The organism is Bradyrhizobium sp. BRP23 (assembly GCF_020194135.1).
GTDB classification, from domain to species: Bacteria; Pseudomonadota; Alphaproteobacteria; order Rhizobiales; family Xanthobacteraceae; genus Bradyrhizobium; species Bradyrhizobium yuanmingense.
In genome coordinates this window covers 333,454-359,707 of the sequence record NZ_JADYVW010000003.1, presented here as the reverse complement: position 1 = coordinate 359,707, position 26,254 = coordinate 333,454, and the positions used below count along the sequence as shown (strand labels likewise).

At 64.5% G+C, this 26,254-nt stretch carries 23 protein-coding genes; 12 read left to right on the top strand and 11 right to left on the bottom strand.

Annotated features, from left to right (window positions below; translation table 11 throughout):
* Positions 1-54: 54 nt before the first annotated feature.
* From I6F24_RS09780 to lptF, 3 genes are read right to left on the bottom strand one after another with little or no spacing between them, the layout of a single operon-like run.
* Positions 55-2,544, bottom strand: coding sequence for an LPS-assembly protein LptD (locus I6F24_RS09780; RefSeq protein WP_225149503.1), 2,490 nt, complete (start codon positions 2,542-2,544; stop codon positions 55-57).
* Positions 2,544-3,641, bottom strand: a complete 1,098-nt coding sequence (gene lptG / locus I6F24_RS09775) for an LPS export ABC transporter permease LptG (RefSeq protein WP_036000645.1) — start codon at positions 3,639-3,641, stop codon at positions 2,544-2,546. Before lptG ends, I6F24_RS09780 begins: the two co-directional genes overlap by 1 nt.
* A complete protein-coding gene (gene lptF / locus I6F24_RS09770) occupies positions 3,638-4,804 on the bottom strand; it encodes an LPS export ABC transporter permease LptF (RefSeq protein ID WP_109143997.1) in 1,167 nt (388 codons plus the stop codon). The genes lptG and lptF overlap by 4 nt, the downstream gene beginning before the upstream one ends.
* Before the next feature lie 338 nt (positions 4,805-5,142).
* On the opposite strand from lptF, the gene I6F24_RS09765 reads away from it, so the two are divergent.
* From I6F24_RS09765 to I6F24_RS09755, 3 genes are all read left to right on the top strand, one after another.
* Positions 5,143-6,642, top strand: coding sequence for a leucyl aminopeptidase (locus I6F24_RS09765; protein ID WP_057028975.1), 1,500 nt, complete (start codon positions 5,143-5,145; stop codon positions 6,640-6,642).
* A gap of 6 nt (positions 6,643-6,648) precedes the next feature.
* Positions 6,649-7,101, top strand: a complete 453-nt coding sequence (locus I6F24_RS09760) for a DNA polymerase III subunit chi (RefSeq protein WP_036000609.1) — start codon at positions 6,649-6,651, stop codon at positions 7,099-7,101.
* Between the two features lie 158 nt (positions 7,102-7,259).
* On the top strand, positions 7,260-7,742 hold the full coding sequence (locus I6F24_RS09755) for a hypothetical protein (protein WP_081494469.1): 483 nt from the start codon (positions 7,260-7,262) through the stop codon (positions 7,740-7,742).
* A gap of 39 nt (positions 7,743-7,781) precedes the next feature.
* On the opposite strand, the gene I6F24_RS09750 is transcribed toward I6F24_RS09755, so the two are convergent.
* Positions 7,782-8,255, bottom strand: coding sequence for a hypothetical protein (locus tag I6F24_RS09750; protein ID WP_225149504.1), 474 nt, complete (start codon positions 8,253-8,255; stop codon positions 7,782-7,784).
* Positions 8,256-8,278: 23 nt separating this feature from the next.
* Entirely contained in the window at positions 8,279-8,647 is a 369-nt protein-coding gene (locus I6F24_RS09745) for an antibiotic biosynthesis monooxygenase family protein (RefSeq protein WP_225149505.1), read from the bottom strand.
* Positions 8,648-8,744: 97 nt separating this feature from the next.
* On the opposite strand from I6F24_RS09745, the gene I6F24_RS09740 reads away from it, so the two are divergent.
* A complete protein-coding gene (locus I6F24_RS09740) occupies positions 8,745-9,215 on the top strand; it encodes a MarR family winged helix-turn-helix transcriptional regulator (protein WP_036000600.1) in 471 nt (156 codons plus the stop codon).
* An 81-nt stretch (positions 9,216-9,296) separates the two neighbouring features.
* On the opposite strand, the gene I6F24_RS09735 is transcribed toward I6F24_RS09740, so the two are convergent.
* Together I6F24_RS09735 and I6F24_RS09730 are read right to left on the bottom strand one after the other, a co-directional pair.
* Positions 9,297-10,085, bottom strand: coding sequence for a class I SAM-dependent methyltransferase (locus tag I6F24_RS09735; protein WP_036000597.1), 789 nt, complete (start codon positions 10,083-10,085; stop codon positions 9,297-9,299).
* Between the two features lie 146 nt (positions 10,086-10,231).
* Positions 10,232-11,215: a helix-turn-helix domain-containing protein gene (locus tag I6F24_RS09730; RefSeq protein WP_225146657.1), complete on the bottom strand. Its 984-nt coding sequence runs from the start codon at positions 11,213-11,215 to the stop codon at positions 10,232-10,234.
* Between the two features lie 947 nt (positions 11,216-12,162).
* Here I6F24_RS09730 and I6F24_RS09725 point away from each other — a divergent pair.
* The 4 genes from I6F24_RS09725 to I6F24_RS09710 all read left to right on the top strand — a co-directional run bounded on the left by I6F24_RS09725 (position 12,163) and on the right by I6F24_RS09710 (position 16,482).
* Positions 12,163-14,139 carry an alkyl sulfatase dimerization domain-containing protein gene (locus I6F24_RS09725; RefSeq protein ID WP_051056839.1) on the top strand — a complete coding sequence of 659 codons (1,977 nt, stop codon included), beginning with the start codon at positions 12,163-12,165 and terminating at the stop codon, positions 14,137-14,139.
* 10 nt (positions 14,140-14,149) lie between these two features.
* Entirely contained in the window at positions 14,150-14,419 is a 270-nt protein-coding gene (locus I6F24_RS09720; protein WP_036000593.1) for a DUF3302 domain-containing protein, read from the top strand.
* Complete coding sequence (locus tag I6F24_RS09715) at positions 14,420-15,448, top strand: transporter (protein ID WP_063824084.1); 1,029 nt, start codon at positions 14,420-14,422, stop codon at positions 15,446-15,448.
* A 68-nt stretch (positions 15,449-15,516) separates the two neighbouring features.
* Positions 15,517-16,482, top strand: coding sequence for a tripartite tricarboxylate transporter substrate-binding protein (locus I6F24_RS09710; RefSeq protein WP_225149507.1), 966 nt, complete (start codon positions 15,517-15,519; stop codon positions 16,480-16,482).
* Positions 16,483-16,616: 134 nt separating this feature from the next.
* Here I6F24_RS09710 and I6F24_RS09705 read toward each other — a convergent pair whose 3' ends face one another.
* The 3 genes from I6F24_RS09705 to I6F24_RS09695 form a co-directional block, all read right to left on the bottom strand.
* Positions 16,617-18,476 carry an ABC-F family ATP-binding cassette domain-containing protein gene (locus tag I6F24_RS09705; protein ID WP_225149508.1) on the bottom strand — a complete coding sequence of 620 codons (1,860 nt, stop codon included), beginning with the start codon at positions 18,474-18,476 and terminating at the stop codon, positions 16,617-16,619.
* A 46-nt stretch (positions 18,477-18,522) separates the two neighbouring features.
* On the bottom strand, positions 18,523-18,696 hold the full coding sequence (locus tag I6F24_RS09700; protein ID WP_225149509.1) for a hypothetical protein: 174 nt from the start codon (positions 18,694-18,696) through the stop codon (positions 18,523-18,525).
* Between the two features lie 214 nt (positions 18,697-18,910).
* Positions 18,911-19,192, bottom strand: coding sequence for a sulfur globule protein precursor (locus tag I6F24_RS09695; protein ID WP_074447892.1), 282 nt, complete (start codon positions 19,190-19,192; stop codon positions 18,911-18,913).
* 304 nt (positions 19,193-19,496) lie between these two features.
* Here I6F24_RS09695 and ndk point away from each other — a divergent pair, with 304 nt between their 5' ends.
* From ndk to I6F24_RS09675, 4 genes are all read left to right on the top strand, one after another.
* Complete coding sequence (gene ndk / locus I6F24_RS09690; protein ID WP_036000620.1) at positions 19,497-19,919, top strand: nucleoside-diphosphate kinase; 423 nt, start codon at positions 19,497-19,499, stop codon at positions 19,917-19,919.
* A gap of 41 nt (positions 19,920-19,960) precedes the next feature.
* Complete coding sequence (locus I6F24_RS09685) at positions 19,961-20,821, top strand: TerC family protein (RefSeq protein ID WP_036022729.1); 861 nt, start codon at positions 19,961-19,963, stop codon at positions 20,819-20,821.
* A 751-nt stretch (positions 20,822-21,572) separates the two neighbouring features.
* On the top strand, positions 21,573-23,504 hold the full coding sequence (locus I6F24_RS09680) for a TonB-dependent siderophore receptor (RefSeq protein ID WP_225149740.1): 1,932 nt from the start codon (positions 21,573-21,575) through the stop codon (positions 23,502-23,504).
* Between the two features lie 117 nt (positions 23,505-23,621).
* Positions 23,622-24,746: a PepSY-associated TM helix domain-containing protein gene (locus I6F24_RS09675; RefSeq protein ID WP_036022731.1), complete on the top strand. Its 1,125-nt coding sequence runs from the start codon at positions 23,622-23,624 to the stop codon at positions 24,744-24,746.
* 4 nt (positions 24,747-24,750) lie between these two features.
* On the opposite strand, the gene ppx is transcribed toward I6F24_RS09675, so the two are convergent.
* Positions 24,751-26,253, bottom strand: a complete 1,503-nt coding sequence (gene ppx / locus I6F24_RS09670; protein WP_225114154.1) for an exopolyphosphatase — start codon at positions 26,251-26,253, stop codon at positions 24,751-24,753.
* Between the last annotated feature and the right edge of the window lies 1 nt (position 26,254).

Below are 26,254 nucleotides of genomic sequence, written 5' to 3'. Positions count from 1 at the left end.
CTCGCATGTCGGCCGCGTCGAGATAGGGCAAACGCGGCCGGCACTTCAAACCATTTACTGGAGGCCGGTGGAACCGCTGGTCGTCGATGAGTTCGCCAGCGTGCGCAGGCCGATTTGGAACATGAACGCGTGGCTCAGCGTGGGCGGTGCGGTGCCCGCCGAATAGCTATACGAAGTTACGTAATTCGCCGCCAGCACGAAGCAATCGTCGACATAGCCGGCACCGAGCACATATTGGTTGATCTTGTTGGCCTCGAGGTCCCAGCGCGCCGAGCCCGACACCACCCAGTTGGTCGCGACCTTCAGCGAGCCCGTCGTCAGGATGCCTTCGCGGCGGGTCAGATAGCCCAGCTCCGGCTGCTCTGCGTAATTGCCGTACAACACGCTGACCGACCAGCGATTGAAGTTGGCGCGGCCTTCCGCCTCGAAGCGCTGCACGTTCCAGGTCTGCTCGTCCATGCGGGAGCGGACGCTGAACGTGTAGGTGCTGTTCGGCGAGTAGTTGGCGCTCGCAACGTAATCCGACCGCGGCTTGTCGAGGCCGGAGTTGAGGCCGGTATTGATGGCATCCTGCACCGTGAAGGAGTTCAGGCCGAATAGGTGGTAGGACTGGCCGAACAGCACCTTAACGGCGCCGCCCCTGTCGAACTGCGTGGTGGACTGCACGCCGACATTGGCGCGGCCGCCGCCCTCGACCCGGTCGTAGCCGGAGAACTTGTCGACGCTGAACAGGTTCGAGGCGTCGAACACCAGGCTCTGGGCGTCCTCGTTCGGCAGCCTGCCGGCATAGGTCTCGTTCGGCCGGATGATGATCTGCGCGATCGGCTCGAGGGTGGTCGAGCCCCAGGGCTGAACGTTGATGAAGGGATAGCGGTACTCCAGGCCCACGGTCGGCATCAGGCGGAACGCCTCGGTGTCGCCGACGGGCAGGTAGTTCGACACGCCGGGCTGGTTGGAGACCGAGGACCTGATCGCGTCGGCACGCAGGCTCGCGAACGGCGTCCAGATCTGGCCGAACGGGTCGGTGAAGGACTTGCGCCACTGCGCTTCCGCGGTGAGGCGGGTGTAGGTGCCGGGGAAGCCGCGCAGCAGGCACTGCGAGGGCATCCGCGCCAGCGGATCGGCCGATGCCGTGGTGCACAGGCTGTTGGTGTTGGCGAGCGTCGTGATCGGGTCGAACACCGCTTCGTCGCGCGACAGGTTCACGAAATTGGTCTTGTAGCTGAACTCGCCGCCGAAGACGGGATAGTTGAGCACGTTGGAATAGTCGATCACCGGGTAGACGATCGGCACCTGGCTCTGGTTGCCCGAATAGCTCAGCCAGTACATCGTGCGCGCATCGAAGAAGCTGCGGTTGCCGACGCCGGTCAGATAGAGCTGCGACAGCGCTTCCGTCGGCAGCAACAGGAACGAGCCGAGCGGATCGCGGTACTGGTAGAGCCGGTAGTCCGAAAAGAAGTAGTAGTCGGACATCAGCACGCCGTCCCAGCCCCAGACCCATTTGTCGTTGAGGGCGAACTGACCCTTGGTGTCGATGGCGCCGCGGAACTCGCGGTCGCCGGGCAGCCCCGCGAATGCTCCGGGATCGAGCTGGTAGATGCCGTAGGCACGGATCTGATAGGCGCCGTCGATCAGGCGCTGGCGGAATTCGCCCTGCAGCAGCGCGCCTTGCCGCGACAAGAAGCGCGGGGTGATGGTCGCGTCCATGTCGGGCGCAATCGCCCAGTAATAGGGAACCTCGACGCCATAGCCCGTTCTGTCCGTGCCGGAAATATAACCCGGCATCAGGAAGCCGGATTTACGCTTCACGGTCGGGTCGGGCGTCGAGAAATAGGGCATGTAGGCGAGCGGCACGCCGAAGAACTCGATCTGTGCCGTCTCGAAATACAGCATCTTCTCCTGCTGGTCGTGGATGATGCGGGCACCCTTGACCTGCCACAGCGGCGGCTTCTTCGGATCGTCCTTACACGGCGCGCAGGCCGTGTAGACGCCATTCTCGAACACCGTGTAATTGCCGCTGGAGCGGTCGGCGCGGCTCGCGGCCATGCGGGTCTGGTCCGCCGTGTCCACGCGCAGCGAATCGACGAAACCGTCGCGGTAATCGTCGGAGAGATCCAGGATCTCGGCATAGGTGATCTTGCCGTCGGCATCCGTCATGCGGATGTTGCCCTCGGCATGCAGCCGCTTGGTCTTCTGGTCGTAGATGACCCGGTCGGCCTCGACGCTGGTGCCGTTGTAGAACAGCTGCACGTTACCGACCGCGGAGACGCGCGAGTTGTTGTAGTCGTAGTTCACCTCGGTGGCCTGAACCAGCATCTGGTTGTCGTTGGGGGCCTTTGGCGGCTTCGCACGCGGCGGCAGCGGATTGTAGGTGAAGCTCTGGGCCTTCGCCGGCGCCACGGCGGCAGCGTCGATCAAGCCGCCGAGCGAGGCAGCCGCGACGGCGGCAATCAGGAGCCTGCGGACGGACAAGTCGCGCCCGTTCGCGCGCACCCATGTGCGCCGCGTCAAACGAGACACGTGCCCTCGGCGGACGGCAGTCACTATCCGTCCTCCTGATAGAGCAAGGCCAAAAAGCCGGTGAGGCCGCCCACCACAACGGGCAACCACGCCGCAGCGATCGGATGCATCAACTCAGCCTTGCTCAAGTCCTCAGTTACTTTCGACAGAACGTAGAGCAGAAAGCCTGCGCCCACGCCACTCAAAACCATCTTCTGCACGCCGCCCATCCGGAAGAAGCGCAACGACACGGAGGCCGCGAGCATCACCATGGCTGCGAGCAAAAACGGCTGTGCCAGAAGCTTCTGATACTGGAGTCGGTATCCGGCTGTCGCGAAGCCCGAGCTTTCGGAGGAGCGGATGTAGCTCGGTAGTTGCCAAAAGGACACAGTCTCGGGGGTGGAAAAGCTGTTCCGGACCTGCGCCTCGGTCAGCGTGGTCGGAATTTCCAGGGTGGCCTGGTCGATCGGCGGTCCGTCCAGCGAGAAGCGGCGGACGCCCTTGAACAGCCAGCGGCCGGCATCCAGCGTCGCCTCGCGCGCCTCGACCCGCTCCTTGAAGTGCTGGTCCTGGTCGAACCGGAACAGCGTCAGCCCGGTCAGCCGGATGCCCTGCTGCTCGCTGCGCGCCGCATTGATGATGGTCTGCCCGTCGCTGGTCATCTGGTTGAGCCAGAAGCCGGAGGCGTCCTGGATGCCGCCGCCGGGTGCGGAGCCGAACAGCTCGGCCTCCATGCGCTTGGACAGCTCGCGCAAATTGGCCGACATCGGATTGTAGGCGACGGTGGCGATCACGCCGATCAGGAGCGCACTGCCGAGCGCGGGCGCGATGAACTGCCAGGCGGAGATGCCCGCGGCGCGCGCCACCACGAGCTCGAGCCGGCGGGAGAGGGCGAGATAGCAGGTCATGGCGCCGATCAGCATGCAGAACGGCGTCAGCTTCTCCAGGAGCTGCGGCACCCGGAACAGCGAGGTCTCGGCCACCATGAGCGCGGAGGCGGATGCAAGGCCCGAGGTCTTGCGCACCATCTCGATGTAGTCGACCAGCACCAGCAGCAGGAAAATGCCGCCGAAGACGCCGAGCGCCGCGACCACGAAGCGGCCGGCGAAATAGCGCCCCAGTGTGTTGGTGAGCATGCTCATGCGGTGGCCGGACGTCCGAACAGCCGTGCGATCCGTGCATTCGACCGGTTGATGGCCTCCATCAGGCCGGGAGGCGGCTCGACCACGACACCGCGGATGATCATCCACAGCCCGACGCCGATGGCGCCGAAAACCATCGCATATTGAGCCAGCACCGCGCCCGGCGACTTCACCGCCATCACCGAGCAGGCGAAACCGGCCATGCGCAGGCCGAACACCGCCACGATCGAGGAGGCGATGGAGAAGTTGCGGCTCTGGCGAGTGGTGCGCGGCGCTCCGAGAAAGGCAAAGGTCAGCACCGCAAAGGCGAACGGATACATCGGCGCGAGCAGGCTGTCATGCAAGGCCGCGCGGAACTGCCCTGGAATCTGCTTGTAGACGGGATCGTTGTCGGATGGCGAGAACAGCTCCCAGAGATAGCGCTCGCGGATGCCGAGGGTGACGTCGCGGCCCTTGGCGAATTTCGACATGTCGAAGCCGTAGCGGCCGAAGGCCACGAGCGCCGGATCGCGCTTGCCCGCCTCGAAGCGCTGGAGATTGCCGGTTTCCAGCACCAGGAACGAGCCGGTCTCGTTCTTTACGACCTCGCCGTGCTCGGCGACGATCGAGACGCGCTCGTTCGGATCGCGGCGGTCGTCGATGAAGATGCCGGCGAGGATGCCGCCCGGTTGGCGTTCGCGAATCCGGATCGTGAGGTTCTCGTCGAGCCGGGCGAAGCGGCCGGGCTGCAGGATGTTGGTGAGCACGTCCGCGGTGATCTCGGCATCCCACTGCTTGATGCGCCGCATCCCGTCTGGGGCGAGATAGGCCGCGATGAAGGCGACCAGCAGCGCCACCACGCAGGTGGCATACAAGAACGGAACGAACAGCCGGATCGGCGAGAAGCCGGCGGCATTCATCACGATGATCTCGGAATCGGTCGCGAGCTTGTTCAGTGTGTGCGAGATCGCGATCATCAGCGCGATCGGCGAGATGATCAGGACCAGGGCCGGGATCACGAGGCTGGTGATGCCGAGGAAGGTGAGGATGGTCTGACCCTGGCTCGTCATCAGGTCGATGCCGCGCAACGCCTGCGTAATCCAGATCACGCCGGTGAGGCTGACCAGGACCAGCGCAAACGACGCCAGCGTCGTGCGGAAGATATACCTATCGATCGACCCCATGCGCTACCGCACGAATTCCCACCAAGCCCCAATTCCGATCGGAATTCCGGCTGCCCAACCAATCCCCGATCAGGGGATCCCCAAGGTCGGCCAACAGCTCTTCCGCCAGTTCATCCTCTCACTACCATCCCTTTGATCCGTCAACAAAATGGCTGCCCCGTGGCACCCTCATCATATGGTTAATATTTCGCTGTTGTGGCGTGGGGGCCACGGCGGAGCTTGGCATCTGCCGGGCGGGTGGCCCATAGTGGGGGACGCCTCAGTGAATCGCCGTTCAGCTCCGGTTGTGGCTGGAACGCCCGAACGACGAAAAGCCCCATCTTTTGGAGGAGTTATCCATGTCCGATGCCATCAAGGTCGGCTTTGTCCCGCTGTCTGCCGCCCCTCGTGGCATCCTGGTCGTGTTCTGCGACGACGGGCTGAAGCTCGGTCCGGCGACGGTCAAGGCCCTCGGCGGCGCTGCCGAGATTGTGAAGCGCGCGGCGGCTGCGGCCGCCTTCAAGGGCAAGAGTGGTGCTGCGCTGGACATTCTGGCGCCGGAGGGGGTGAAGGCGACCCGGCTGATCGTGATCGGCGCCGGCAAGGCGACCGGCCTCAAGGCCAACGATTTCCTCAAGTTCGGCGGGGTGGCGGCCAGCAAGCTGCCCGCCGGCACCAGCGCGATGACCATCCTGGCGGAGCTGCCGGGTGGCGCCCTGACCAGCGAGCAGGCGGTTGCGATCGCCTCGGGCCTGCGCTTACGCGCTTACAAGTTCGATCGCTACAAAACCAAGAAGAAGGACGGCGAGGAGGGCGGCGCGCGCGCCGACGTCTCGCTTGCGGTCGGCGATGCCGGTGCGGCGAAGAAAGCGTTCGCCGCGGCCGGCCATGTCGTCGACGGTGTGATCATCGCACGCGACTTCGTCAACGAGCCGCCGAACGTGCTTTTCCCGGAGGAGTTCGCCCGCAGAGCGGGTCAGCTCCGCAAGCTCGGCGTCAAGGTCGAGGTGCTCGACGTCAAGGCGATGCAGAAGCTCGGCATGGGCGCGCTGCTCGGTGTCGGCCAGGGTTCGGCGCGGCCGAGCCGCACCGTGATCATGCGCTGGGACGGCGCCAAGAAGGGCGAGGCCCCCGTCGCCTTCGTCGGCAAGGGCGTCTGCTTCGACACCGGCGGCATCTCGATCAAGCCGGCCGGCAGCATGGAGGACATGAAGGGCGACATGGGCGGCGCGGCCTGCGTCGTCGGCCTGATGCATGCGCTCGCCGCGCGCAAGGCGAAGGTCAACGCGGTCGGCGCCATCGGCCTCGTCGAGAACATGCCCGACGGCAACGCGCAGCGGCCGGGCGACATCGTCACCTCGATGTCCGGCCAGACCATCGAGATCATCAACACCGACGCCGAGGGCCGCCTCGTGCTCGCCGACGTGCTTTGGTATGTCGCCAAGAAAGTGAAGCCGAAATTCATGGTGGATCTTGCGACGCTGACCGGCGCCATCATGGTGGCGCTCGGCACCGAGCATGCCGGCATGTTCTCCAACAACGACGAACTGGCCGACCGGCTGCTCACGGCAGGCATCGAGAGCGGGGAGAAGGTCTGGCGCATGCCGCTCGGCCCGGAATACGACAAGCTGATCGATTCCCAGTTCGCCGACATGAAGAACACCGGCGGCCGCCATGGCGGCTCGATCACCGCCGCGCAGTTCTTGCAGCGCTTCGTCGACGGCGTGCCCTGGGCCCATCTCGACATCGCCGGCACCGCCATGGGCGCGCCGAAGACCGACATCAACCAGAGCTGGGGCAGCGGCTACGGCGTTCGCCTGCTGGACCGCCTAGTCGCCGACCATTACGAGCGCAAATGACCCGACATGACTGAAGTGCTGTTTTACCATCTGCAAAACATGACGGTGGAGAATGTGTTGCCGCCGCTTCTCGAGAAATCGCTCGAGCGCGGCTGGCGCGTCGTGGTGCAGTCGACCTCGGAGGAGCGCGCCGATGCGCTCGACTCGCACTTGTGGACCTATCGCGACGATTCATTCCTGCCGCACGCGACATGGCGGGTGAACGATGTGGCCGACCAGCCGATCGTGCTGGCGATCGAGGGCGGCAATCCCAACGGGGCCAATGTCCGCTTCCTGGTCGACAACGCCGCGCTGCCGGAGGACGCCCAGGGCTATGAGCGCATGGTGCTGCTGTTCAATGGCGACGATCCCGACGCGCTTGCGCTCGCCCGCACGGCCTGGACGGATTGCAAGGCGCGGGGATTTGATGTCACCTATTGGCAGGCCGACGACCGCGGCCGGTGGCAGAAGCGCAATTAGCCGCAATTAATGATAATTTGCAGTTTTCGGGCGATGCTGGCTTCGGCCACCTTCATGCCGCAAAGGGATGTTGGGACAATCGCTTAGGGCTGGTCCTTCACGTGGGGAATTCGTTTATCGTGCGACATCAAAAGCTTCCCGGCTCGCTCTTGATTGCGTTGGCTGCCGTAGCACCGCTGGTCGCGGGCTGCGCGGGCGGGGCCGATTTGCTGTCGAAGGATGCCGAATGGTTCCAGAAACCCGGCCGCCTCTTCATCAAGAACATCTCGATCGAATCGCCGCCGCTGACCCCCGACAAGCCGGTGCGGGCTGAGGATCTCGTCAGCGCCGACGGCGCCTGTCCCGGCATGGCGCCGCCGCCCGGACCGGCCGATGCCAATGCCTCGACGACGCCCGCGCCGATCGGCGGCACGGTCGCGCTCGGCCACACCGAATGCGACGTGGTGCGCGGCATCGGCGCGCCCTCGACCGTCAACCTGTCCAACGACGCTGGCGGCCGCCGCGTCGCCGTCGTCACCTGGACCACCGGTCCGCGCGCCGGCATCTACACGTTCACCGCTGGACGTCTGTCCTCGATCGAAGGCAATCCGGACCCGCAGCCGGTGCCGAGGGCGGCCAAGGGGAAGAAGAAGCAGGCATAGGCGGGGATCACTTCCGCAGCAGTGAAAGAATCTTCGCACTCAGAGGATCGGCTTGGTGCTCAAGCGATCAGGCTCGCGAACGCGGAAACCGCCCTTCATCTTGAAGCCGTCACGCATATTGAGACCGAGCAGAACGATGTTCGTTGCTCCGGCGGCCAGTTCGAGAGCCTGCACGGCGTAGAACGCGGTGTCGAACTCCGCGGCCTTCGCCTTGGAGGCAAGAAACAACGCGGCGGGAATCAGAATCAGGATGCCGTTGCCGGCAATGAACGGCATGCGTTTGATCTTCGCACCGATCAGGCCGGCGCGCCGCTGCTTTGCCAGGACGAATCCCGAGCCTCCCGTCGCCGCAAGCATCGGAATGAGCAGCAGGAAGCCCCACGGTATGGCGGTCTTCACCATGGCTATGGTCTCGTGTGACGCAAACAGCTCGGTGAGAGCCGTGGAAAGCCAGAAAGTCGCAATGGTGATCAGTGCGACCGCTCCCGCGACTGGGTGGATGATCTTGGTCATGGGTCTGCCGTTTTCGAAGCGAGCTACGCGACGCAGATGCCGGGCACCGCGACTTTCTGGAACAGGTGCGGGGAGGCGACCGCGGATGCAGGGTAAGCCGAGATCTTCGGCCTGAACTCGGGGTGCGTGAACGCAGCCCGGAAGTCGGCATTCGTCTGCCAAACTGCGTAGTTCAGATACGTGGGGCTTTCGCCGATCGCCCGATGAAGTTGGGTGGAGATGAAGCCGGGCTGCCGCTTCATGAAGGCGGCATCGTCCTGCCAGACCTGGAGAAAGCTTTGTTCGTCGGCCTTGTCGAGCGTGAACAGATTCACCAGCACCAAAGGGCCGGTGTCGATGCCGAGCTGACGCTCGATGGGAAAGTCAGGGTCCAGTGGGCGTAAGCGTGCCATGACGAACTCCGTCGAGATGGTTTTATGGTGTCTATATGGTACTATATGCAATCTAGTAATTTGACATCATGATGTCAATAACTGTCTATGGTGACGGATGCGGAAATCCCAACGGACGCCGGCCGGCGATGCCCTGACGAACCTCATGCTTGACTTGTTCCGGCTGAACAGCCTGCTCCTGACCGCAGGGGACCGTTTGGTGGCCCCGCTCGGGCTCACCAGCGCCCGCTGGCAGATTCTCGGCGCCATCGTGCAGGCAGAGCGACCGCAGCCGGTAGCCTGGCTCGCCCGCGATCTCGGCGGCAATCGCCAGAACGTGCAGCGGATCGTCAACGACCTCCATGCGGAAGGCCTCGTTGCCTTCGAGGCCAATCCGCATCACCGCCGCGCACAGCTCGTCGTCCTCACCGACAAGGGGCGGCGCGCTTTCGACGCCGCCATGGCTTTGCAGATGCCGTGGGTCAACAGCCTTTCCGAAGGGCTTGCGGTCAAGGATCTGCAAACGGTTCATCGCATCGTCGCGGCACTCCGTAACAAGCTCGAGAGCGATGCCGAGCAGCAGACGTAGCCCTTGAGCGAACGGCAAGGTCGCGCGCAGGTTACATCGAATGCGATGTGTGGCTCCCGAACGCGGATGCAGTCCAGGTCATCAACCCGCTTTCCGGCCCTTGATCGCGGTCGCCGAGGCATGAAAGGTGATCGCGCCGGTCGCGCTTGCCGGCAGTCGCGCCTGGAGTCGACGTTTGAGCTCCGCACCCTCGGCCTCCGATAGCTTTCCCACGATGCCGGTCGGGCTGCTCACGACCATGGACAGCCAGTAGTCGTCGAAGTCAGAGAACGTTCGATCGACCACCAGTTCGCGGGTTTCGATATCGCGTAGACCGAGCTCCGCCCAGAGCGCCTTCAGCGCCTCGAAACGCGAGATCTCTGCACTCGGCGGGCGCGCTGCCGGAATGCCAAGCGCATCCAACTCCTCCCACAATGGTTGCGTGGGCGTGCCGCCGCGCAAAATATCCCAAGTGTAGGACGCGACCAGGCCGCCCGGCTTGGCGACGCGGACCATTTCCGCGGCGCCCTTGCGCGGATCGGGGACGAAGAACAACACCAGCGCCATCACCGCGATGTCGAAGCGGTTGGCCTCATAGGGCAGGGCCATCGCATCGCCGATCGAGAGCTCGACCTGCTTTGCCGCCAACTTTTCGCGCGCCGTTGCAATCTGCGCATCGGAGGGATCGATCGCGCAAACCGACGAAGGGGCACCTCTTGCAAGAAGGAGTTCGGTGAACGCGCCATTGCCGGCACCGACGTCCACCCAGGCTAGTCCCGGACGGGGCGCGAGCCAGTCGAGAAACAGGTTGCCGGCCGATCGGCTCCAGGGCGACATGAAGCGCTCGTAAGCCGCGCCGTCGGTGAATTTGATCGGTTCGGGCGATGACATCCGGGATCTCCTTGAAACTACCTATTCAAAATAAGAGCGCCTACCTCGTACCATGAAGCCGCACGATGTGCGACGTGCCTCGGCCAGCGGAAGCTTGAGCCCGAACAGGTGGAGCTCCGGACGTGCCATTCAGGTCCGGCCGGCTTTCAGCTCCGCATCGAATGTCTGTTCAACGTCTCGGACGGATTCTCGCCGAAAAGGACGCGATAATAGGCCGAGAACCTGCTGAAATCGGAGAAGCCCTGCCTGAAGGCAACCTCCGCCACGGTGACGCCGGTTGCAGCTCCGTGTTGCAGAAGCAGCCGCGCCTCGCACAACCGCTTCTGCCGAAGGTATCTCATTGGCGGAATGCCGAGGACTTCGTCGAAGGCTCTGTGCAGCGCGCGTCGGGACACGCGCAGATACGCGAGAAGCTCAGAGATGTGAATTGGAGCGTCGCCCGAAGCGTCGAGATACTCCTGCGCTCGTCTCACCAGCCGTTGCGGTGAAGAGACGAAGACGGCCGACTGTTCCGAGTTCGCAATCGCGTAGCACGCGCTTTCGATGATGGCCCGCTTCCAGTACTCCGCCTCGGACGGACCCAGTTTGCCAGCGCATCGGTCGAAGCCGGCCATGATGCTTCTCAGCACGCGGGCCGGAGCGTCGCCCGTTTCAGGGTTGGTGTGGAACGCGCTTCTTCCCAGCCATGCTGTCGGCTCGCTGAACCGGCTGTCGGGTCCGAAGAACCGAGCCATATCCTCCGTCGAGACAGAGATGGCGCCAAAGGAAACGCCCGCGACGTAGCGGCTTTGATGCTCCACGCCGGGAGACCAGATCCGAATGCCGCCGATCCCTCGCTGGGAGCTGCGTCGCCGATTGACCTGCGTCAGGAACCCGATCGTCACTCGGTCGTCGCTGTAGACGCCGCGCGAAATCACCCCGTGCGAGAACGTGCCAAACCCGAGCGATAGTCCGGCGACGCTCGCGTGCTTCAGATGTCCTTGCATGCGGCCGGGCTGGATCTGGATGATCTCTGCGCTGCTCGTGGGCGTCGCGGCGCGAAGTTGCTCGAACCCGTTGATCGTAATCTCGCGGCAACTGATCGTGCTGCCGCCACGGCCCTGATCGATGATCCCAACGACGCCCGGCATCTCTTGCACTCTGGCTCGGCACCCTAAGCTTCGCTTTCATTGCGACGAAAAAGCGGCGTGGGCAATTTGCCTCGAATTGCGCTCACAACATCCAGTTGAAAATCCTTCATTTTTCGACGGAAGGCGGCAAGGCGTCGCATCGGCACAAACTGCACATCACAGCGGGAGGGAGGTGAGCTATCCTAGATGTGCAACCGCTGCGAGATGAAGCCGAAAGGTCGCAAAGGAGGAGCAAGGGGAAGGAAGACGAGAGGCTGACATAGGCGCTCGCACGATCTGTGAGCCGATAAGAAAATTGGAGGGCCTGACAATGCCGACATTTCGCATGACGTTCGATCACGGGCCTGCCGTGAACTTCCGGATTTCTCTCCTGATCTTGGTAGCTATTTGCTGCGCCGTTCCGAGCGCAGTTCGAGCAGCGCCCTTGACGCCTGACCCGTCAGCCTTCCAGTTCCAAGACGACCTCACACAGGTGCGTGCCGCTGTGCATCGCCGCGGCGCAGCGGTCGGACCACGCGGAGGGGCCGCGGTCCGCAGCGGCACGGCGGTCGTCGGGCCGCGCGGCAATGCCGCGGTGCGACGAACGACCGTTGTTCGGCCTGGCTATCATGGCGGTGGCGTACGTTGGGCGCGTCCTGGCTGGTACCGCTGGCCGGTCGGTGGCGCCATCGCAGCCGGTGCCGCGATCGGCTTCGTAACGGCAGCGACAGCAGCTGCTTGGGCCGGCGCGGCGCCGGCGCCCGGGATGTGCTGGTACTACACGGATCCGTCCCGCACCCAGGGCTTCTGGGACTATTGCCCCCAATAGATGGTTCAGGCCGACCCCCCGCATTGTGGGGGTCGCTTCATCGTCTCATTATCGGAGTGAAGCAATGATCTCTCGCGATGCGCGACAATCTCCAGCGACCCCCGACACTGCCTCCGCTGGCCCTGATAGACGCCAGCTCATGTTGGCCGGCTCTGCCCTAGCATGGCTCGGGTGGTCGCCTGGTGTCATTCCCGCCGCGGCCGCGCAATCCTCAACCGGCACACAACCCAAGCCTGCAACAGCCGCGACCAAGGCAGCCAACGATGCGCTCAGGAAGTACCTCAATTTCGATGACAAGGAAGACTTCGAGAACGCCGCGCGCGGCCTGATCGCCAAGCCCGAAACGCTGACAATCCGCGACGAGAAGGGCGGCATCGTCTGGGATCTGGAAACCTACAAGAAGTTCATCGATGTCGACAAGCCGGCGCCGGACACCGTGAATCCGAGCTTGTGGCGCAACGCGCAGCTCTGCATGCAGTATGGTCTGTTCAAGGTCCATGATCGCATTTTTCAGGTCCGCGGCTACGACCTCGCCAATGTCACTTTCGTCCAAGGTGAGACGGGGTGGATCATCCTCGACACCGGGAGCAATCTTGAGACGGGCAGGGCGGCCTACGACATCGTTAGCCAGCACCTCGGCAAGCGGCCCGTGCTGGCCGTGGTTTACAGCCACAGCCACGGTGACCATTTTGGTGGCGTGCGCGGTCTCGTCGACGAAGCGGATGTCAGGGCGGGCAAGGTGCAGATCTTCGCACCGCAGAACTTCACCGAGCATGCGATCAGCGAGTTCGTCATCGCCGGCAATGCGATGGGCCGCCGCGGCATTTACATGTACGGACCTCTGCTGGCCCGCAACGCCCAAGGCGGCGTCAACGCCGGTCTGGGCCAGACCATCGGGCACGGCAATTCGGGACTGATCCTACCCACACGGGAGATCAAAAAGACCGGCGAGGAGATCGTCATCGATGGCGTCCGGATGGTGTTCCAGCTGACGCCGGGCACGGAGGCGCCGGCCGAGATGAACACCTACCTGCCTCAGTTCCGCGCGATGTGGATGGCCGAGAACACCACCAACACGATGCACAACGTTCTCACCTTGCGCGGCGCGCAGGTCCGCAATGCCCTGAACTGGGCCAAGTACATCAACGAGACCATCGATCTCTACGGCGAGGGAACGGACGTCAAATTCCAGGCCCATCACTGGCCGATGTGGGGCAACGACAAGATCATCGCGTACTGGAAGAAGCAGCGCGACCTCTACAAATACATGCACGACCAGTCGGTGAGCCTGATGAACCGCGGCTACACCGGCGTCGAGATCTCCAACATCATCAAGCTGCCGCCCGAGCTCGACAAGGCCTGGTTCAACCGCGGCTACTACGGCTCGCTGAAGCACGACAGCCGCGCCGTGTACCAGTTCTACATGGGCTTCTATGACGGCAATCCGACAACCCTCGACCAATTGCCTCCTGAGGAAGCCGCGAAGAAGTACGTCGACTACATGGGTGGCGCCACCTCGGTGCTGCAGAAAGCCAAGGCGGACTTCGACAAGGGAGAATATCGCTGGGTCGCCGAGGCGCTGAAGCATGTGGTCTTCGCCGATTCCAACAACAAGGAGGCGAAGGAGCTTCTGGCCGACAGCTACGAGCAGATGGGCTATCAGGCGGAATCCGGGCCCTGGCGTTCGGTGTACCTGCAGGGCGCGCTGGAGCTTCGGCACGGGCTGCCGAGCGCCGGCAGCATCGACACCGCTGGCCCCGACACCATCAGGGCGATGCCGCCGGAAATGACCTTCGACTATCTGGCCGTGCAGCTCGACGCGCAGAAGGCGGCGGGCAAAAAGCTTTCGGTCACAATGGACTTCAGCGACCTGAGGGAAGCCTACGCTCTCGTCGTCGAGAACAGCGTGCTGAACTACTCGAAGAAGCCGGCGTCGACAGACGCGAAGCTGACGCTGAGCAAAGCCACATTCGACCGGATCCAGGCCGGCGAGATCACAGCGGACAAGGCTATCGCTTCCGGCGACATCAAGGTCGAAGGTCGAAAGGAGGCGGTGACTGAGTTCGTCGGCTTATTCGAGAAGCCGCCGTTCTGGTTCAACATCGTGACGCCGTGAGCTTCATGCCGTGAACGGACTCGATCTCCTCTCCTGGGTCGTCTTGACCATTCTGGTCGTTGTCATCGTTTTGGTGGTCTGGCTCCTGGGATCCTTGCCAGGTCACGTGGCCAGGCGGCGCGGGCACCCGTGGGCCGAGGCGGTGGGCGTCGCTCGCTGGATCACGCTGATCTTCGGCTTCGCGCGGTGGCCGATCGCGATGATCTGGGCCTATGTCGACGTGCCGGCGCGGCTACCGGCGGAGCCCAAGCCAATCCTCAACTACGTCGTTCCGTTCTGAATGGAGGGCACCATGAGAACAAAGGCATCATTCGCGGCTGTGGCGACCCTCGGATGGGCGATCATTTCGCTTCCATCCCAAGCCTTGGCGGACGCCGGCGGTGTCGGCTTCTGGCTCCCCGGCATCTTCGGCAGCCTGGCCGCCGCGCCGACGGTGCCGGGCTGGGCCTATGCTTCGATCTATCTGCACCTGCAGGCCGATGCGGGAGCCACCAAGAATTTCGTTACGAGCGGCGGAGCCAGCGGTTCCGTCGTCACCGGGCTGAACGCGCATGGCGATGCGCTCGCCATCGGCATCACCTACGTCTCACCGACTCCCGTGCTTGGCGGGCAAGCCGCGATCTCGTTGATCACTGCGCCCGGCAATGTCGGTGTCGGCATCGACGCCACGCTGACCGGCCCCGCCGGAAATGTCATTTCAGGGGGCAGAAGCGACAATCGGACCACGCTCTCTGATGTGTTCTACCAAGGCACGCTGAAATGGAATCAGGGCGTCCACAACGAGATGGTCTACATCACCAGCAATATCCCGAGCGGCACCTACGATCCGACCCGGCTCGCGAATCTCAATCTCGGCTTTGTCGCCTGGGATGCAGGAGCCGGCTACACCTACTTCGACCCGAAGACCGGCCATGAATTCTCGGTCGTCGGCGGACTGACCTACAGCCTGCCCAATCCGTATCTGCAGTATCAGAACGGCATCGACTTCCACGTGGACTGGGCGGCGTCACAATTTCTGGGCAAGCACTTTCAGATTGGCGTAGCCGGCTACTTCTACCAGCAGATCACCGATGATTCCGGTCCCGGTGCCAAGCTCGGAGGTTTTCGGGGACGCGCGATTGGTATCGGACCGCAGGTCGGCTTCATCATTCCGATGTCTGACGGCTACCAGGGATATCTGAACATCAAGGGCTACAAGGACGTGGAGGTCGAGAACCGCGCAAGCACTTGGAGCACATGGGTGACGTTCGCGGTTTCGGCGGCGCCACCAGAGCCGGCCTCGACAAAAACAGCGGCTCGCAAGCGCTGACCGTAATCCTTTGCCGCGCGCCCCGGAATGCGCTTTGATGGCGCAAACAAACAATCCGGAGGAAACTAATGCGGTTCATAGCCCTCGTATCGGCTCTGCTCGTGTCGTCTGGCGCGGCGTTCGCCCAGGACTATCCGACCCGGCCCATCACCATGCTGGTTCCATTCGCCGCGGGCGGGCCGACCGACACCATCGCGCGCCTGACCGCGGCCGGCATGGCGAAATCGCTGGGACAGCAGGTCATCGTCGAGAACGCGACCGGTGCCGGCGGCACCATCGGCACGACCCGCGCTGCGCGCGCCCAACCGGACGGCTACACGCTGCTGATCCATCACGTCGGCATCTCCACAGCGGCGACGCTCTACCGCAACCTCAGCTACGACACCAAGACGGCCTTTGCGCCGATCGGGCTCGTGACCAACGCGCCGATGACCATCATTGCGCGGCCCGATTTCCCGGCCAACACGCTCAAGGAGCTCGTCGCCTATGCCCAGCAGCAGGGCGACAAGCTGACCTACGCCAACGCCGGCCTGGGTGCGGCCTCCCATCTGTGCGGCATGCTGTTCATGACCGCGATCCAGAAGCAGCTCACCACGGTGCCCTACAAGGGCAACGGCCCGATCATGAACGACCTACTCGGCAAGCAGATCGATCTCACCTGCGACCAGGCGACCAACACCACCGGGCCGATCACGGCCAAGCAGGTCAAGGCCTACGCGATCACCACCAAGGAGCGGCTGAAGAGCCTGCCCGATCTGCCGACGGCCGACGAGGCCGGCCTCAAAGGCTTCGAGCTCGGTGTCTGGCACGGCATCTATGCGCCCAAGGGAACGCCGCCGGCGGTCGTTCAGAAGCTGACCGCGGCGCTGCAGACCGCGCTCAGAGATCCTGCGCTGATCGCCCGATTCAACGACATCAACACCGAGCCGGTCCCGCAGGACAAGGCGACGCCGGAGGCGTTGGGTGCGATGCTGGCGAGCGAGATCGACCGCTGGGCGCCGATCATCAAGGCGGCCGGGCAATACGCGGATTGAGTTATGGCGCCCCGCTGGGCTTGCCGGCCGAGCGGGCAAAAAGCAACTCCTTCAAAGGCTAGTTCGCCGGTGCCATCATGCCGGTACTGTGCATGGGGTTGTTTTGCACGTTTGGTTGGAGTGCGGTGGAGACGTTAGCCCGCCGCCTCGTCGAACTGCGCGCTCGCCTCGAGCCATTGCTCCTCGGCGCGTGCCAGCGCGTCGGCGGCATTGGCACGCGCCTTGGACAGCTGCGCCGCCTGCTTGGGATCGCGCGTGAAAATGTCGGGCAGGGCCAGCGCCGTGTCGATCTTGGCGATGATCTCGCTCACGCGGGCGATCTCGGCCTCGGCTTCGGCGATGCGCTTCTTCAGCGAGCCGCGATTGTCCGCTTTCGGCCGCTGCGGCTTCTCAGGCGGCGCACTGCGCTCGCGCGGGGCTTCCGCGTTGCGCGTGGACAGCACCAGGCGGCGATACTCGTCGAGGTCGCCGTCGTAATTGGTCACGGTGCGATCGGCCACGATCCAGAGCCGATCGGCGCAGGCCTCGATCAGGTAGCGGTCGTGCGAGACCATGATCACCGCGCCGGGAAACTCATTGATCGCCTCCGCAAGCGCGCCGCGGCTGTCGATGTCGAGATGGTTGGTCGGCTCGTCCAGGATGATCATGTTGGGGCCGAAGAAGGTCGCAAGGCCCAGGAGAAGGCGCGCCTTCTCGCCTCCTGACAATTTGCCGGCCTTGGTATCGGCCGCCTTGCCGGAGAAGCCGATCGCGCCGGCGCGCGCCCGCACCTTGGCTTCGGGCGCATCGCCCATCAGCTTGCGGACGTGGTCGTAGGCGGAGGCGTCCTCGTTGAGCTCGTCGAGCTGGTGCTGCGCGAAATAGGCGATCGACAGCTTGTCCGCGCGCGTCACCTTGCCCGAGAACGGCGCGAGCCGTCCGGCGAGCAGTTTTACAAGCGTCGACTTGCCGTTGCCGTTGGCGCCGAGCAGCGCGATGCGGTCGTCGTTGTCGATGCGCAAGGTGACGCGATTGAGCACGGGGCTCGCCGGGTCGTAGCCGACCGAGGCGTTGTCGACGGCGATGATCGGCGGCGACAGAATCTTTTCCGGCGCCGGGAAGCTGATCTCGCGCACGTCCTCGGTGACCAGCGCCGTGATCGGCTTCAGCCGCTCCAGCATCTTGACGCGCGACTGTGCTTGCCGGGCTTTCGATGCCTTGGCCTTGAAACGATCGACGAAGGACTGCAGGCGAGCGCGCTCGGCCTCCTGGCGCTTGACCGCCTTGGCGTCGAGCAGCTCGCGCGCGGCGCGCTGCTCTTCAAACGAGGAGTAGCTGCCCTTGTAGAGCGTGAGCTTGCCGCGCTCCAGGTGCAGGATCTGGTCGACCGAGCTTTCCAGGAGGTCGCGGTCGTGGCTGATCACGATCACGGTGCGCGGATAATGCGCAAGGTGATCCTCCAGCCACAGCGTGCCTTCGAGGTCGAGATAATTGGTGGGCTCGTCGAGCAGCAGAAGGTCGGGCGCCGCGAACAGCGTTGCGGCGAGCGCGACGCGCATGCGCCAGCCGCCGGAGAACTCGGCGCAGGGGCGGAGCTGATCGGCGGCGGAGAAGCCGAGGCCGGAGAGGATCGCGGCCGCGCGGCTCGGCGCCGAGTGCGCGTCGATGTCGACGAGGCGGGTCTGGATCTCGGCGATGCGGTGCGGATCGGTCGCGTGCTCGGCTTCATTGAGCAGCGCGTCGCGTTCGAGGTCGGCCTTGAGCACGACCGAGATCAGGCTTTCGGGACCGTTCGGCGCTTCCTGCGCAAGGCTGCCGATGCGCCAGCGCGGCGGCAGGGTGACCGAGCCGTGCTCCGCCGCAAGTTCGCCGCGGATCACCTTGAACAGCGTCGACTTGCCGGTGCCGTTGCGTCCGACCAGGCCGACGCGCGATCCGGGCGTGATCTGCACGGAACTCTGGTCGATCAAAAGGCGTCCGGCGAGGCGGATAGAGAAGTCGGTGATGGCGAGCATGCGGCCTTGTCACCGCAAGGCGCGGCGAACGCAACTCGTTTTTCCGTTAGTGCGTCTCGCGCTCGCGCCGCCGCAGCTCGTTCAGGAGCTTCTCGAGATGGGTCGGCAGGCGCGGCTCGGGCCGGAGGCTCTGCTGCAGCCGTTCGCCCACGGCATCGCAAATCGAGCGGCTGGTGCGCCGGTCGATCTGTTCGCTGTCATTGGCAAAAGGCCCAGCCATCGCAAGGTTCCGTGTTCTCGAAGTAAAGACACGGTACCAAGTCATTGCCGGCCAAATGGTTTCGCTGGCTGTAGGGAAAGCAGGGCATTCTCGTAAAAATTGTATGAGCGGCGCCTTGTACACTCAAGGCAAAGCCCCGGCGGGGGGAGCGCCGGGGCTTCTCTTGGAAGGTACCTTGGGGGGCTTAGGTAGCCTTCGGAAGGTGCTGACGGATTCAGTAGCAGCGGTTGATCAGCCGCCAGCGGGGTCCCCAGGGGGTCGGGACCAGCCGGCGCACATAGCAGCCGCCATAACCGTAGGAGACGGGACCGCCGGCGTAGAAGCGCGGTCCGCCCCAGCCATGGCCGTGGTGATGGCCGTGGTGATGGTGCGCGTGCCCGTGGTGCCGGCCACCGCCATGCCCGCCGCCTTGCCAATGAGCGGAGGCCGAGGTCGGCGCCAGCGCAGCTCCCAGCGCGACTGCGGCGACAGCGGCAAGCGAAAGTTTCCTCAACATGGTTATCTCCTGAAGACTGCCAGCGCGGGGCTATCGCGCCGATGGAAAGGCCGCCGAAACGGTCCGCCTGAGGTCAGGCTTCGGTTTCGATGGGCCCAACCTTACGCCGGGGAAGCTGAACCGGATCCTGACAGCGGTTTCAGATTGGGTTCATCTGGGTGAAATTGTCGTCATCCAGCGGATCGGAGCCATCCCCTCGCGGAAACCGCCTATGAGGCTGTTCCGCGGTCGCTTGCCGTCCGGCGAAGGCGCCGATATAAGCCCCGCAACCCCGAACCCCCGCTTTCTCCCCAAGGACAAGATCATGGCCATCGAACGCACTTTCTCGATCATCAAGCCCGACGCGACCGAGCGTAATCTGACCGGCGCAGTCAACGCCGTGATCGAGAAGGCGGGCCTGCGCATTGTCGCGCAGAAGCGCATCCGCATGACCAAGGAGCAGGCAGAGACCTTCTATGCCGTCCACAAGGCGCGCCCCTTCTTCGGCGAGCTCGTCGAATTCATGACCTCCGGCCCGGTCGTGGTTCAGGTCCTGGAAGGTGAGGGCGCGATCGCCAAGTACCGCGAGGTGATGGGCGCGACCGATCCGTCCAAGGCTGCCGAGGGCACCGTGCGCAAGCTCTACGCCAAGTCGATCGGCGAGAACTCGGTGCACGGTTCGGATGCGCCGGAGACCGCCGCGATCGAGATCGCGCAGTTCTTCTCGGGTAACGAGATCGTCGGCTGATCCAGTCGGCAGACTAGAGGCGACCGGCGAAGGGACTCATTGTGGACTGGCTCTGGCAGATCTTCGATCCCGCTACGATCGGGACCTTCTTTACCCAGTTCCGCAACGAGATGGCCGCACCGACTTTCTGGATCGCGGTCGGCAAGATCATCTGGATCAACATCCTGCTCTCCGGCGACAACGCGCTGGTGATTGCGCTCGCGTGCCGCGGTCTGTCGCCGCGGCATCGGCTCTGGGGCATGATCTTCGGCGCCGGCGCAGCGGTGATGCTCCGGATCATCTTCACCGGCATCGTCGCCACCCTGATGGAGCTGCCGTACCTCAAGCTGGTCGGCGGCCTTGCGCTGATCGTGATCGCGGCAAAGCTCCTGGTGCCGGAGAACGAGGACGAGAACGACGTCGACGCTGCCGCGCATCTGTGGCACGCCATCCAGATCGTCGTGGTGGCCGACATCGTCATGAGTCTCGATAACGTCATTGCTGTCGCTGCCGCAGCCAATGGCAGCATGCCGCTGCTGATCCTCGGCCTTACCATCAGCGTGCCGTTGATCGTCGCCGGCGCCGCGCTGATCATGGCACTGCTCACAAAGCTCCCGGTGCTGGTCTGGGCCGGTGCGGCGCTGCTCGGCTGGATCGCGGGCGAGGTGATGGCGACCGATCCCGGGGTCACGCCGCGGCTGCATGCGCTGCTCGAGGGGCCGTTCGGCGCCTCGCTCGACGCCATGCTCGGGGTCTTGCGCATCCCGCCGCAATTCGGCCATGGCGGGGCCGGCGGCGAGTATTTCTGTGCTGTGATCGGAGTCGTCGTCGTGCTGGTGGTCGGCACCATCTGGCGCCGGCGCAGTCTCACCGCGGCTGCCCTCGAATCCTCCGAACGGCACGCCAAGGCCTCCACGGAGTGACGTTGAAGCGCTGATCGGTGCGGCCGCCCCTCCAGCGATGAGAGGCGTCCACATCACTGAGGCCGCTTCCCGCGTTGGCAGGACGCGAGCGATCACCGGCCACGGGTTCGGCCGAGTCCTCCCATCATTGCATTCGTATGACCGGCGCGCATCACGCTTCGCGAAAGCTCGCGTCGCGCGCGCGTGCGCGCGGGCGTTGCGTGGAGAGTGGTCGTTCGCAACCCTCACGCGATTTAGACCTTGTCTTATTATAAACTACTAAGATTCAAGGGTGCTTTCGTTGACTCGACGAGGGTTCCCACGGCACCTCGCCCCGACGTTCATGTTCATGAAATCGGAAGGTGCGATGTCGTCGAAAGTGTTTTGTCGTCCTGTTGCCGTTCTTGCCGCTCGCATCAAGACGCTTCTGACGTGCGCCAGCCCGAGGGCCTTCACGGTTTCCGTGGTCTCCATTGCCTTGTGCAGCGACGGCGTCCTGCACGCCAGCAGCGCGCAGAGCGCTGCGCCCCAGGCCGTGGGGGGAAGCACGTTGCCGGCGGTGACCGTCACCGCAGACGCGCCGAAGCCGCGCGCGCGTCCACGAGCCAATCCAGTCAGGAGGGCGGGCCGCGGCGCGCCCGCGAACGAGCGGGCTAAATTGCAGGCGGAAGCGACCCCGACGGCTGCGAGGCCCGGTGCACTGCCGCGGACTTACGCAGGCGGGCAGGTGGCACGTGGAGGCCAGGTCGGTTTGCTCGGCAACAAGGATTTCATGGATACGCCCTTCAACATCACAAGCTACACGGCGAAGAAGATCGAAGATCAACAGGCCGTCACCGTCGCCGACGTCGTCAGCAACGATCCCTCGGTCCGTTTCACCGGCCAGACCGGCGGCATTCTCGATTCCTTCTTCATCCGCGGCTTTCCGATCGGGGAAGGCAATGTCGGGGAAATCGCCTTCCACGGCGTCTATGGCGTTGCACCGAACTACCGCGTGTTCACCGATTACGTCGAGCGCATCGAGATCGTCAAAGGCCCGACCGCGCTGCTCTACGGGATGGCGCCGAACAGCAGTGTCGGCGGCACCATCAACATCGTTCCGAAGCGTGCCGGGGATGTCGATCTCACGCGGGTCACGACTGACTACGCGTCAAACACCCAGCTCGGCACGCATCTCGACGTCAGCCGGCGGTTCGGCGAGAACCGCGAATTCGGCATTCGCGTCAATGGCAGCTATCACAACGGCGATACGCCGTTGGACAATCAGTCCCGCGAGGCGCATGTCGGCTCCGCAGCGTTCGATTATCGCGGCGAGAAGTTCAGGGCCTCGCTCGATTTCATCGATCAGGAGGAAAAGTTCGACGCGCCGACGAGACCGTTCCTGGTCGCAACCGGCGTCGCCGTTCCGACCGCGCCGGTCGGGCGGCGCAACGTCACGCAATCCTGGGAATTTGCCAAGGTTCACGACAACTCGCTTCTGGCGCGCGCCGAATACGACGTGACTGACGCAGTGACGGTGTTCGCCAATGTCGGCGGCGGCAGGACCCAGGTCGACCGTCTGTTCGGGACGCCGACGATCCTGAACGCGGCTGGCAACACCACATCGACGCCGGGACGGGCGAAATTCGACATCGAGAGGAACGTGGCCGACGCCGGCGTGCGGGCCCGGATCGAGACCGGCGCGATCAGCCATGCCGTGAGCTTGCAGGGCAGCTACTACATGGACGAGGTTGCGCGCGGCTTGGTGAACGGCACGCCGGTGCTGTCCAACATCTATGCGCCGATCGCCCGTCCCCAGCAGTTCGTTGCGGCTCCCGCGACCGTGCCGCGGCTGTCGGACACCGAGCTGACCGGCATTGCGCTGGCTGACACCATGTCGGTTCTCCAGGAGCGGCTTCAGCTGACGGTCGGCGTCAGGCAGCAGGGCGTTAGGTCGAACAACTACAACACCACCACGGGCGCCGTGAGCTCGGCCTATGACCAGACGGCGTTCACACCGATGGTCGGCGTGGTCGTCAAGCCCTGGAGCAACGTTTCGCTCTACGCCAACTATATCGAAGGGCTCAGCAAGGGCGACACCGCGCCGACGACGGCCGCAAATCAGGGCGAGGTCCTTGCGCCGTATCTGAGCAAGCAGAAGGAAGCAGGCATCAAGGTCGATTTCGGCACGCTCGCGACCACGATCAGCCTGTTCGAGATCACCAAGCCGTCGGGGCAGACGGGTGCCGGCAACGTCTTCCGGGCTGATCAGGAGCAGCGCAATCGCGGCGTGGAATTCACGGTGTTCGGAGAAGTGCAACCGGGCATTCGCGTTCTTGGCGGCGTGACGTTGATCGACGCGGAGCTGACGAAGACGAGCACGCTGGCCAATCTCGGCAAGACGCCGATCGGAGTGCCCGAGGTGCAGGCCAATCTGTCCGCCGAATGGGACACCCCGTTCGCACCGGGGCTGACATTGGTCGCCAACACCATCTATACCGGGCACCAATATCTGAATGGGGCAAACACGCAGGTTGTTCCGGCCTGGACGAGGCTCGATCTGGGCGCGCGCTACACCACGCGCATCAACAACCGGCCAGTGACGGTTCGCGCCCTGGTCCAGAATGTGTTCGACACCAACTACTGGGCTGGCGTCGCGAGCTTCTCTGCGCTAGCGCAAGGCTCGCCCCGAACCCTGCTCTTGTCGATGTCGACCGACTTCTGAGCTTTGGCCTCCTCGGGCCGGCTGCGGAGCTGGATCAGGCGCAGACGACGGGTGCTCTGAATGGACCACACAATCAGGGCGCCACGTCGAGGCGGCTCGGCGCCCGCCCGATCCAGGATGATGCCCGGACGCGTGCAGCGCGCGCTGCTGTGGGTGCACCGTTGGTTCGGATTGATCGGCGGCATCGTCGTGGTGCTGATCGGCCTGACTGGAAGCTTCATCGTCTTCTACCGGGAGATCGATGTCGCCCTGAATCCGGCGCTCTATGCGCCCGCCGGTCCGGAGCAGAGCGTCACGTTAGCGGAGGTGATGCACGCCGCCGCGGCAGCGGATCCCGCGCCGATCGCGACGATCCTGGCGCCAGACCGGACCTGGCCGGTCTGGATCGTGATCCATTCGCACGAGACCACGCCAGGCAGCTACCCGAACCGGTGGACGACCATGGTCGATCCTTCCAACGGCAAGGTGCTCGGGCGGCGTGACTACGCCAACGCGTTCGCGCTCAAGGTTTACCGTCTCCATTTCACGCTGCTGCTCTACGAGTTCTGGGGCAAGGAACTGGTCGGCGTGGCCGGGTTCGTGCTGCTCGGCTTGGCGGTCTCGGGTCTCTTCCTTTGGTGGCCGAAGCCGGGGCGATTTTGGCGATCGATCTCGGTGCGCAAGAACGTCTCGCTGCTTCGATTTGTTCTGGACCTTCACGGTGCGGCAGGCTTTTGGGCGCTGGCCGTGCTCTTGTTGATCTCGATCACCGGCGTCGGCATCGTTTTTCCCGACCTGGTGCGGCCCATCGTCGGCCTCGTGTCGCAGCCGACGCCTGATCGCTCGCCGCGAGTCGAAATGCCGCCTCCGGCAGGGACGCCGGTGCTCTCACCTGACGCGATCATGCGACGCGCGCAAGAGGTCAAGCCCGGTGCGACGGTCGCCATGCTCAATCCGCCGACCGCAACGCGCAACACCTGGCGGGTGCAATTTCGTCCTGATGGAGCTGATCCCGCGGTGCGGTCGCGTGGAGCGATCTGGCTCGATCCGTGGAGCGGCGCTGTGGTGCACGACCGCACGCCGGGCACCATGTCGATGGGGGACCGCTATCTGGCCGAGCAGCTCTGGCTCCACAATGGCGCGACGTTCGGATTCGCAGGACGCCTGCTGGTGTTCGCGGCCGGCTTCGCACCGCTAGTCCTCTTCGTCAGCGGCGCGATGATGTGGCTCAAGAGACGGCCCGGGAAGATGAGGCCCGGCTGAGAGGTCAGCGCCTGACGATTGAACCGGCGCGGCCAACCAGGCGGGCGAGCTGACGGAAGCGGCTGCCGACGCGGTCGGCGACGAGGTCGCCGAGCCGGTGCTCGAACACCAGCATCAATTTGCGGCCCTGGCTGCGGAAATGCGTGGCTGGCAGGACGCCGGGACGTGCGGCCGAGATCAGATGCGCGACGCGGAACGCGGCGCCCAGGAGGCGCGCGCGTTCGAGCTGGGCCGGCGTCAGCAGCTCCTGCATGGTGACCGGCGGCTGGTTTTCCTCGCTGAGGCCGGCATAGCGATAGAACACCGACAGGCCGACGAAGGCGCGTTCGGTGTGGGTGATCGCGCCGAAATTGCCGTTGACGACGAGGCTGAGCGTCTGCTCGCCGCGATGATCGGGATGCACGCGCCAGCCGATGTCGGAGAGCAGGCACGCGGTGTGGCGGAGGCGGCGGTCCACTTCCGTCTCGCGCAGCTTGACGACGCGCACCAAGCGGTCGGTCCAGGCAATCAGCTCGCGCGCGTGCCTGGCCGAACGCGACAGCAGCTGGTTCAGCTCCTCCGCCGCGCAGATCAGCCCGTCCTTGTTGCGTTCGGTCTCGGGCAGCTTCTCGTGCAGCAGGCCCTCGCGCACGCCGAAGGTGGAGAACACGATGTTCTTTGGCTTCGCGACGCGGATGATGTGCTCGAGCACCAGCGCCGCGTAGGTGAGGAGAGGGCGCCGCGCATCGGCGACGATCTCGATGTCGGCAAGCATGTCGGCGGCGGCGAGGCGCCGCAGGCGGCGCGAGAAGTCGAGCGCCTCGGCAGCCGGAATGGAATAGCCGTGCATCACCTGGAGCGGATAGCCGCTCTGGATGATGTGGATGCGCGCGAGCGCGCGCCAGGTGCCGCCGACGGCATAGAAGGTGCGACCGCGGCCGGCAGTGAGTAACTGGACCCCGTCGATCTCCTCGCGCACGATGCGGTCGGCGCGCTTGAGCGATTTGTGGGCGAGGTCCTGCAGTGCGAGGCCGCCGAGCGGCAGCGTCACGCCGCTGCGTACGGCGTTCCTGCGCACGTCGATCAGCTCGAGCGAGCCGCCGCCGAGGTCGCCGACGATGCCGTCTGGATGGTGGATGCCGGAGATCACGCCGAGCGCGGACAGTCGTGCTTCGCGCGAGCCCGACAGGATCTCGATCTTCACCGCGCAGATCCGCTCGGCCCTGGCGATGAAATCGGGGCCGTTGGAGGCGTCGCGGCATGCGGCGGTCGCGATCGCGAACACGCGTCCGACCTTCATCACCCGGCACAGCGCGCGAAACCGTTTCAGCGAGGTCAGCGCCTTGTCGATGGCGTCGGGCGCGAGCAGGCCCGTGCTCTGCACCTCGCGCCCGAGGCCGCACAGCGTCTTCTCGTTGAAGATCGGGATCAGGCTGCGCGCCAGCGCCTCGTAGACGACGAGGCGGACCGAGTTGGAGCCTATGTCGATAACCGCGACGCTCGAGCCGCGCTTGCGCGGCCGCTTCACG

What these genes read in the sequence shown, in the direction of transcription:
- I6F24_RS09735 (WP_036000597.1), bottom strand. Translation starts at nt 10,085, where the DNA reads ATGTCATCGCCCGAACCGATCAAATTCACCGACGGCGCGGCTTACGAG.
- lptF (WP_109143997.1), bottom strand. Translation starts at nt 4,804, where the DNA reads ATGGGGTCGATCGATAGGTATATCTTCCGCACGACGCTGGCGTCGTTT.
- ndk (WP_036000620.1), top strand. Translation starts at nt 19,497, where the DNA reads ATGGCCATCGAACGCACTTTCTCGATCATCAAGCCCGACGCGACCGAG.
- I6F24_RS09705 (WP_225149508.1), bottom strand. Translation starts at nt 18,476, where the DNA reads ATGCTCGCCATCACCGACTTCTCTATCCGCCTCGCCGGACGCCTTTTG.
- I6F24_RS09740 (WP_036000600.1), top strand. Translation starts at nt 8,745, where the DNA reads ATGCGGAAATCCCAACGGACGCCGGCCGGCGATGCCCTGACGAACCTC.
- I6F24_RS09765 (WP_057028975.1), top strand. Translation starts at nt 5,143, where the DNA reads ATGTCCGATGCCATCAAGGTCGGCTTTGTCCCGCTGTCTGCCGCCCCT.
- I6F24_RS09715 (WP_063824084.1), top strand. Translation starts at nt 14,420, where the DNA reads ATGGAGGGCACCATGAGAACAAAGGCATCATTCGCGGCTGTGGCGACC.
- I6F24_RS09760 (WP_036000609.1), top strand. Translation starts at nt 6,649, where the DNA reads ATGACTGAAGTGCTGTTTTACCATCTGCAAAACATGACGGTGGAGAAT.
- I6F24_RS09710 (WP_225149507.1), top strand. Translation starts at nt 15,517, where the DNA reads ATGCGGTTCATAGCCCTCGTATCGGCTCTGCTCGTGTCGTCTGGCGCG.
- I6F24_RS09725 (WP_051056839.1), top strand. Translation starts at nt 12,163, where the DNA reads ATGTTGGCCGGCTCTGCCCTAGCATGGCTCGGGTGGTCGCCTGGTGTC.
- I6F24_RS09745 (WP_225149505.1), bottom strand. Translation starts at nt 8,647, where the DNA reads ATGGCACGCTTACGCCCACTGGACCCTGACTTTCCCATCGAGCGTCAG.
- I6F24_RS09750 (WP_225149504.1), bottom strand. Translation starts at nt 8,255, where the DNA reads ATGACCAAGATCATCCACCCAGTCGCGGGAGCGGTCGCACTGATCACC.
- I6F24_RS09675 (WP_036022731.1), top strand. Translation starts at nt 23,622, where the DNA reads ATGATGCCCGGACGCGTGCAGCGCGCGCTGCTGTGGGTGCACCGTTGG.
- I6F24_RS09700 (WP_225149509.1), bottom strand. Translation starts at nt 18,696, where the DNA reads ATGGCTGGGCCTTTTGCCAATGACAGCGAACAGATCGACCGGCGCACC.
- I6F24_RS09680 (WP_225149740.1), top strand. Translation starts at nt 21,573, where the DNA reads ATGGATACGCCCTTCAACATCACAAGCTACACGGCGAAGAAGATCGAA.
- I6F24_RS09730 (WP_225146657.1), bottom strand. Translation starts at nt 11,215, where the DNA reads ATGCCGGGCGTCGTTGGGATCATCGATCAGGGCCGTGGCGGCAGCACG.
- I6F24_RS09695 (WP_074447892.1), bottom strand. Translation starts at nt 19,192, where the DNA reads ATGTTGAGGAAACTTTCGCTTGCCGCTGTCGCCGCAGTCGCGCTGGGA.
- lptG (WP_036000645.1), bottom strand. Translation starts at nt 3,641, where the DNA reads ATGAGCATGCTCACCAACACACTGGGGCGCTATTTCGCCGGCCGCTTC.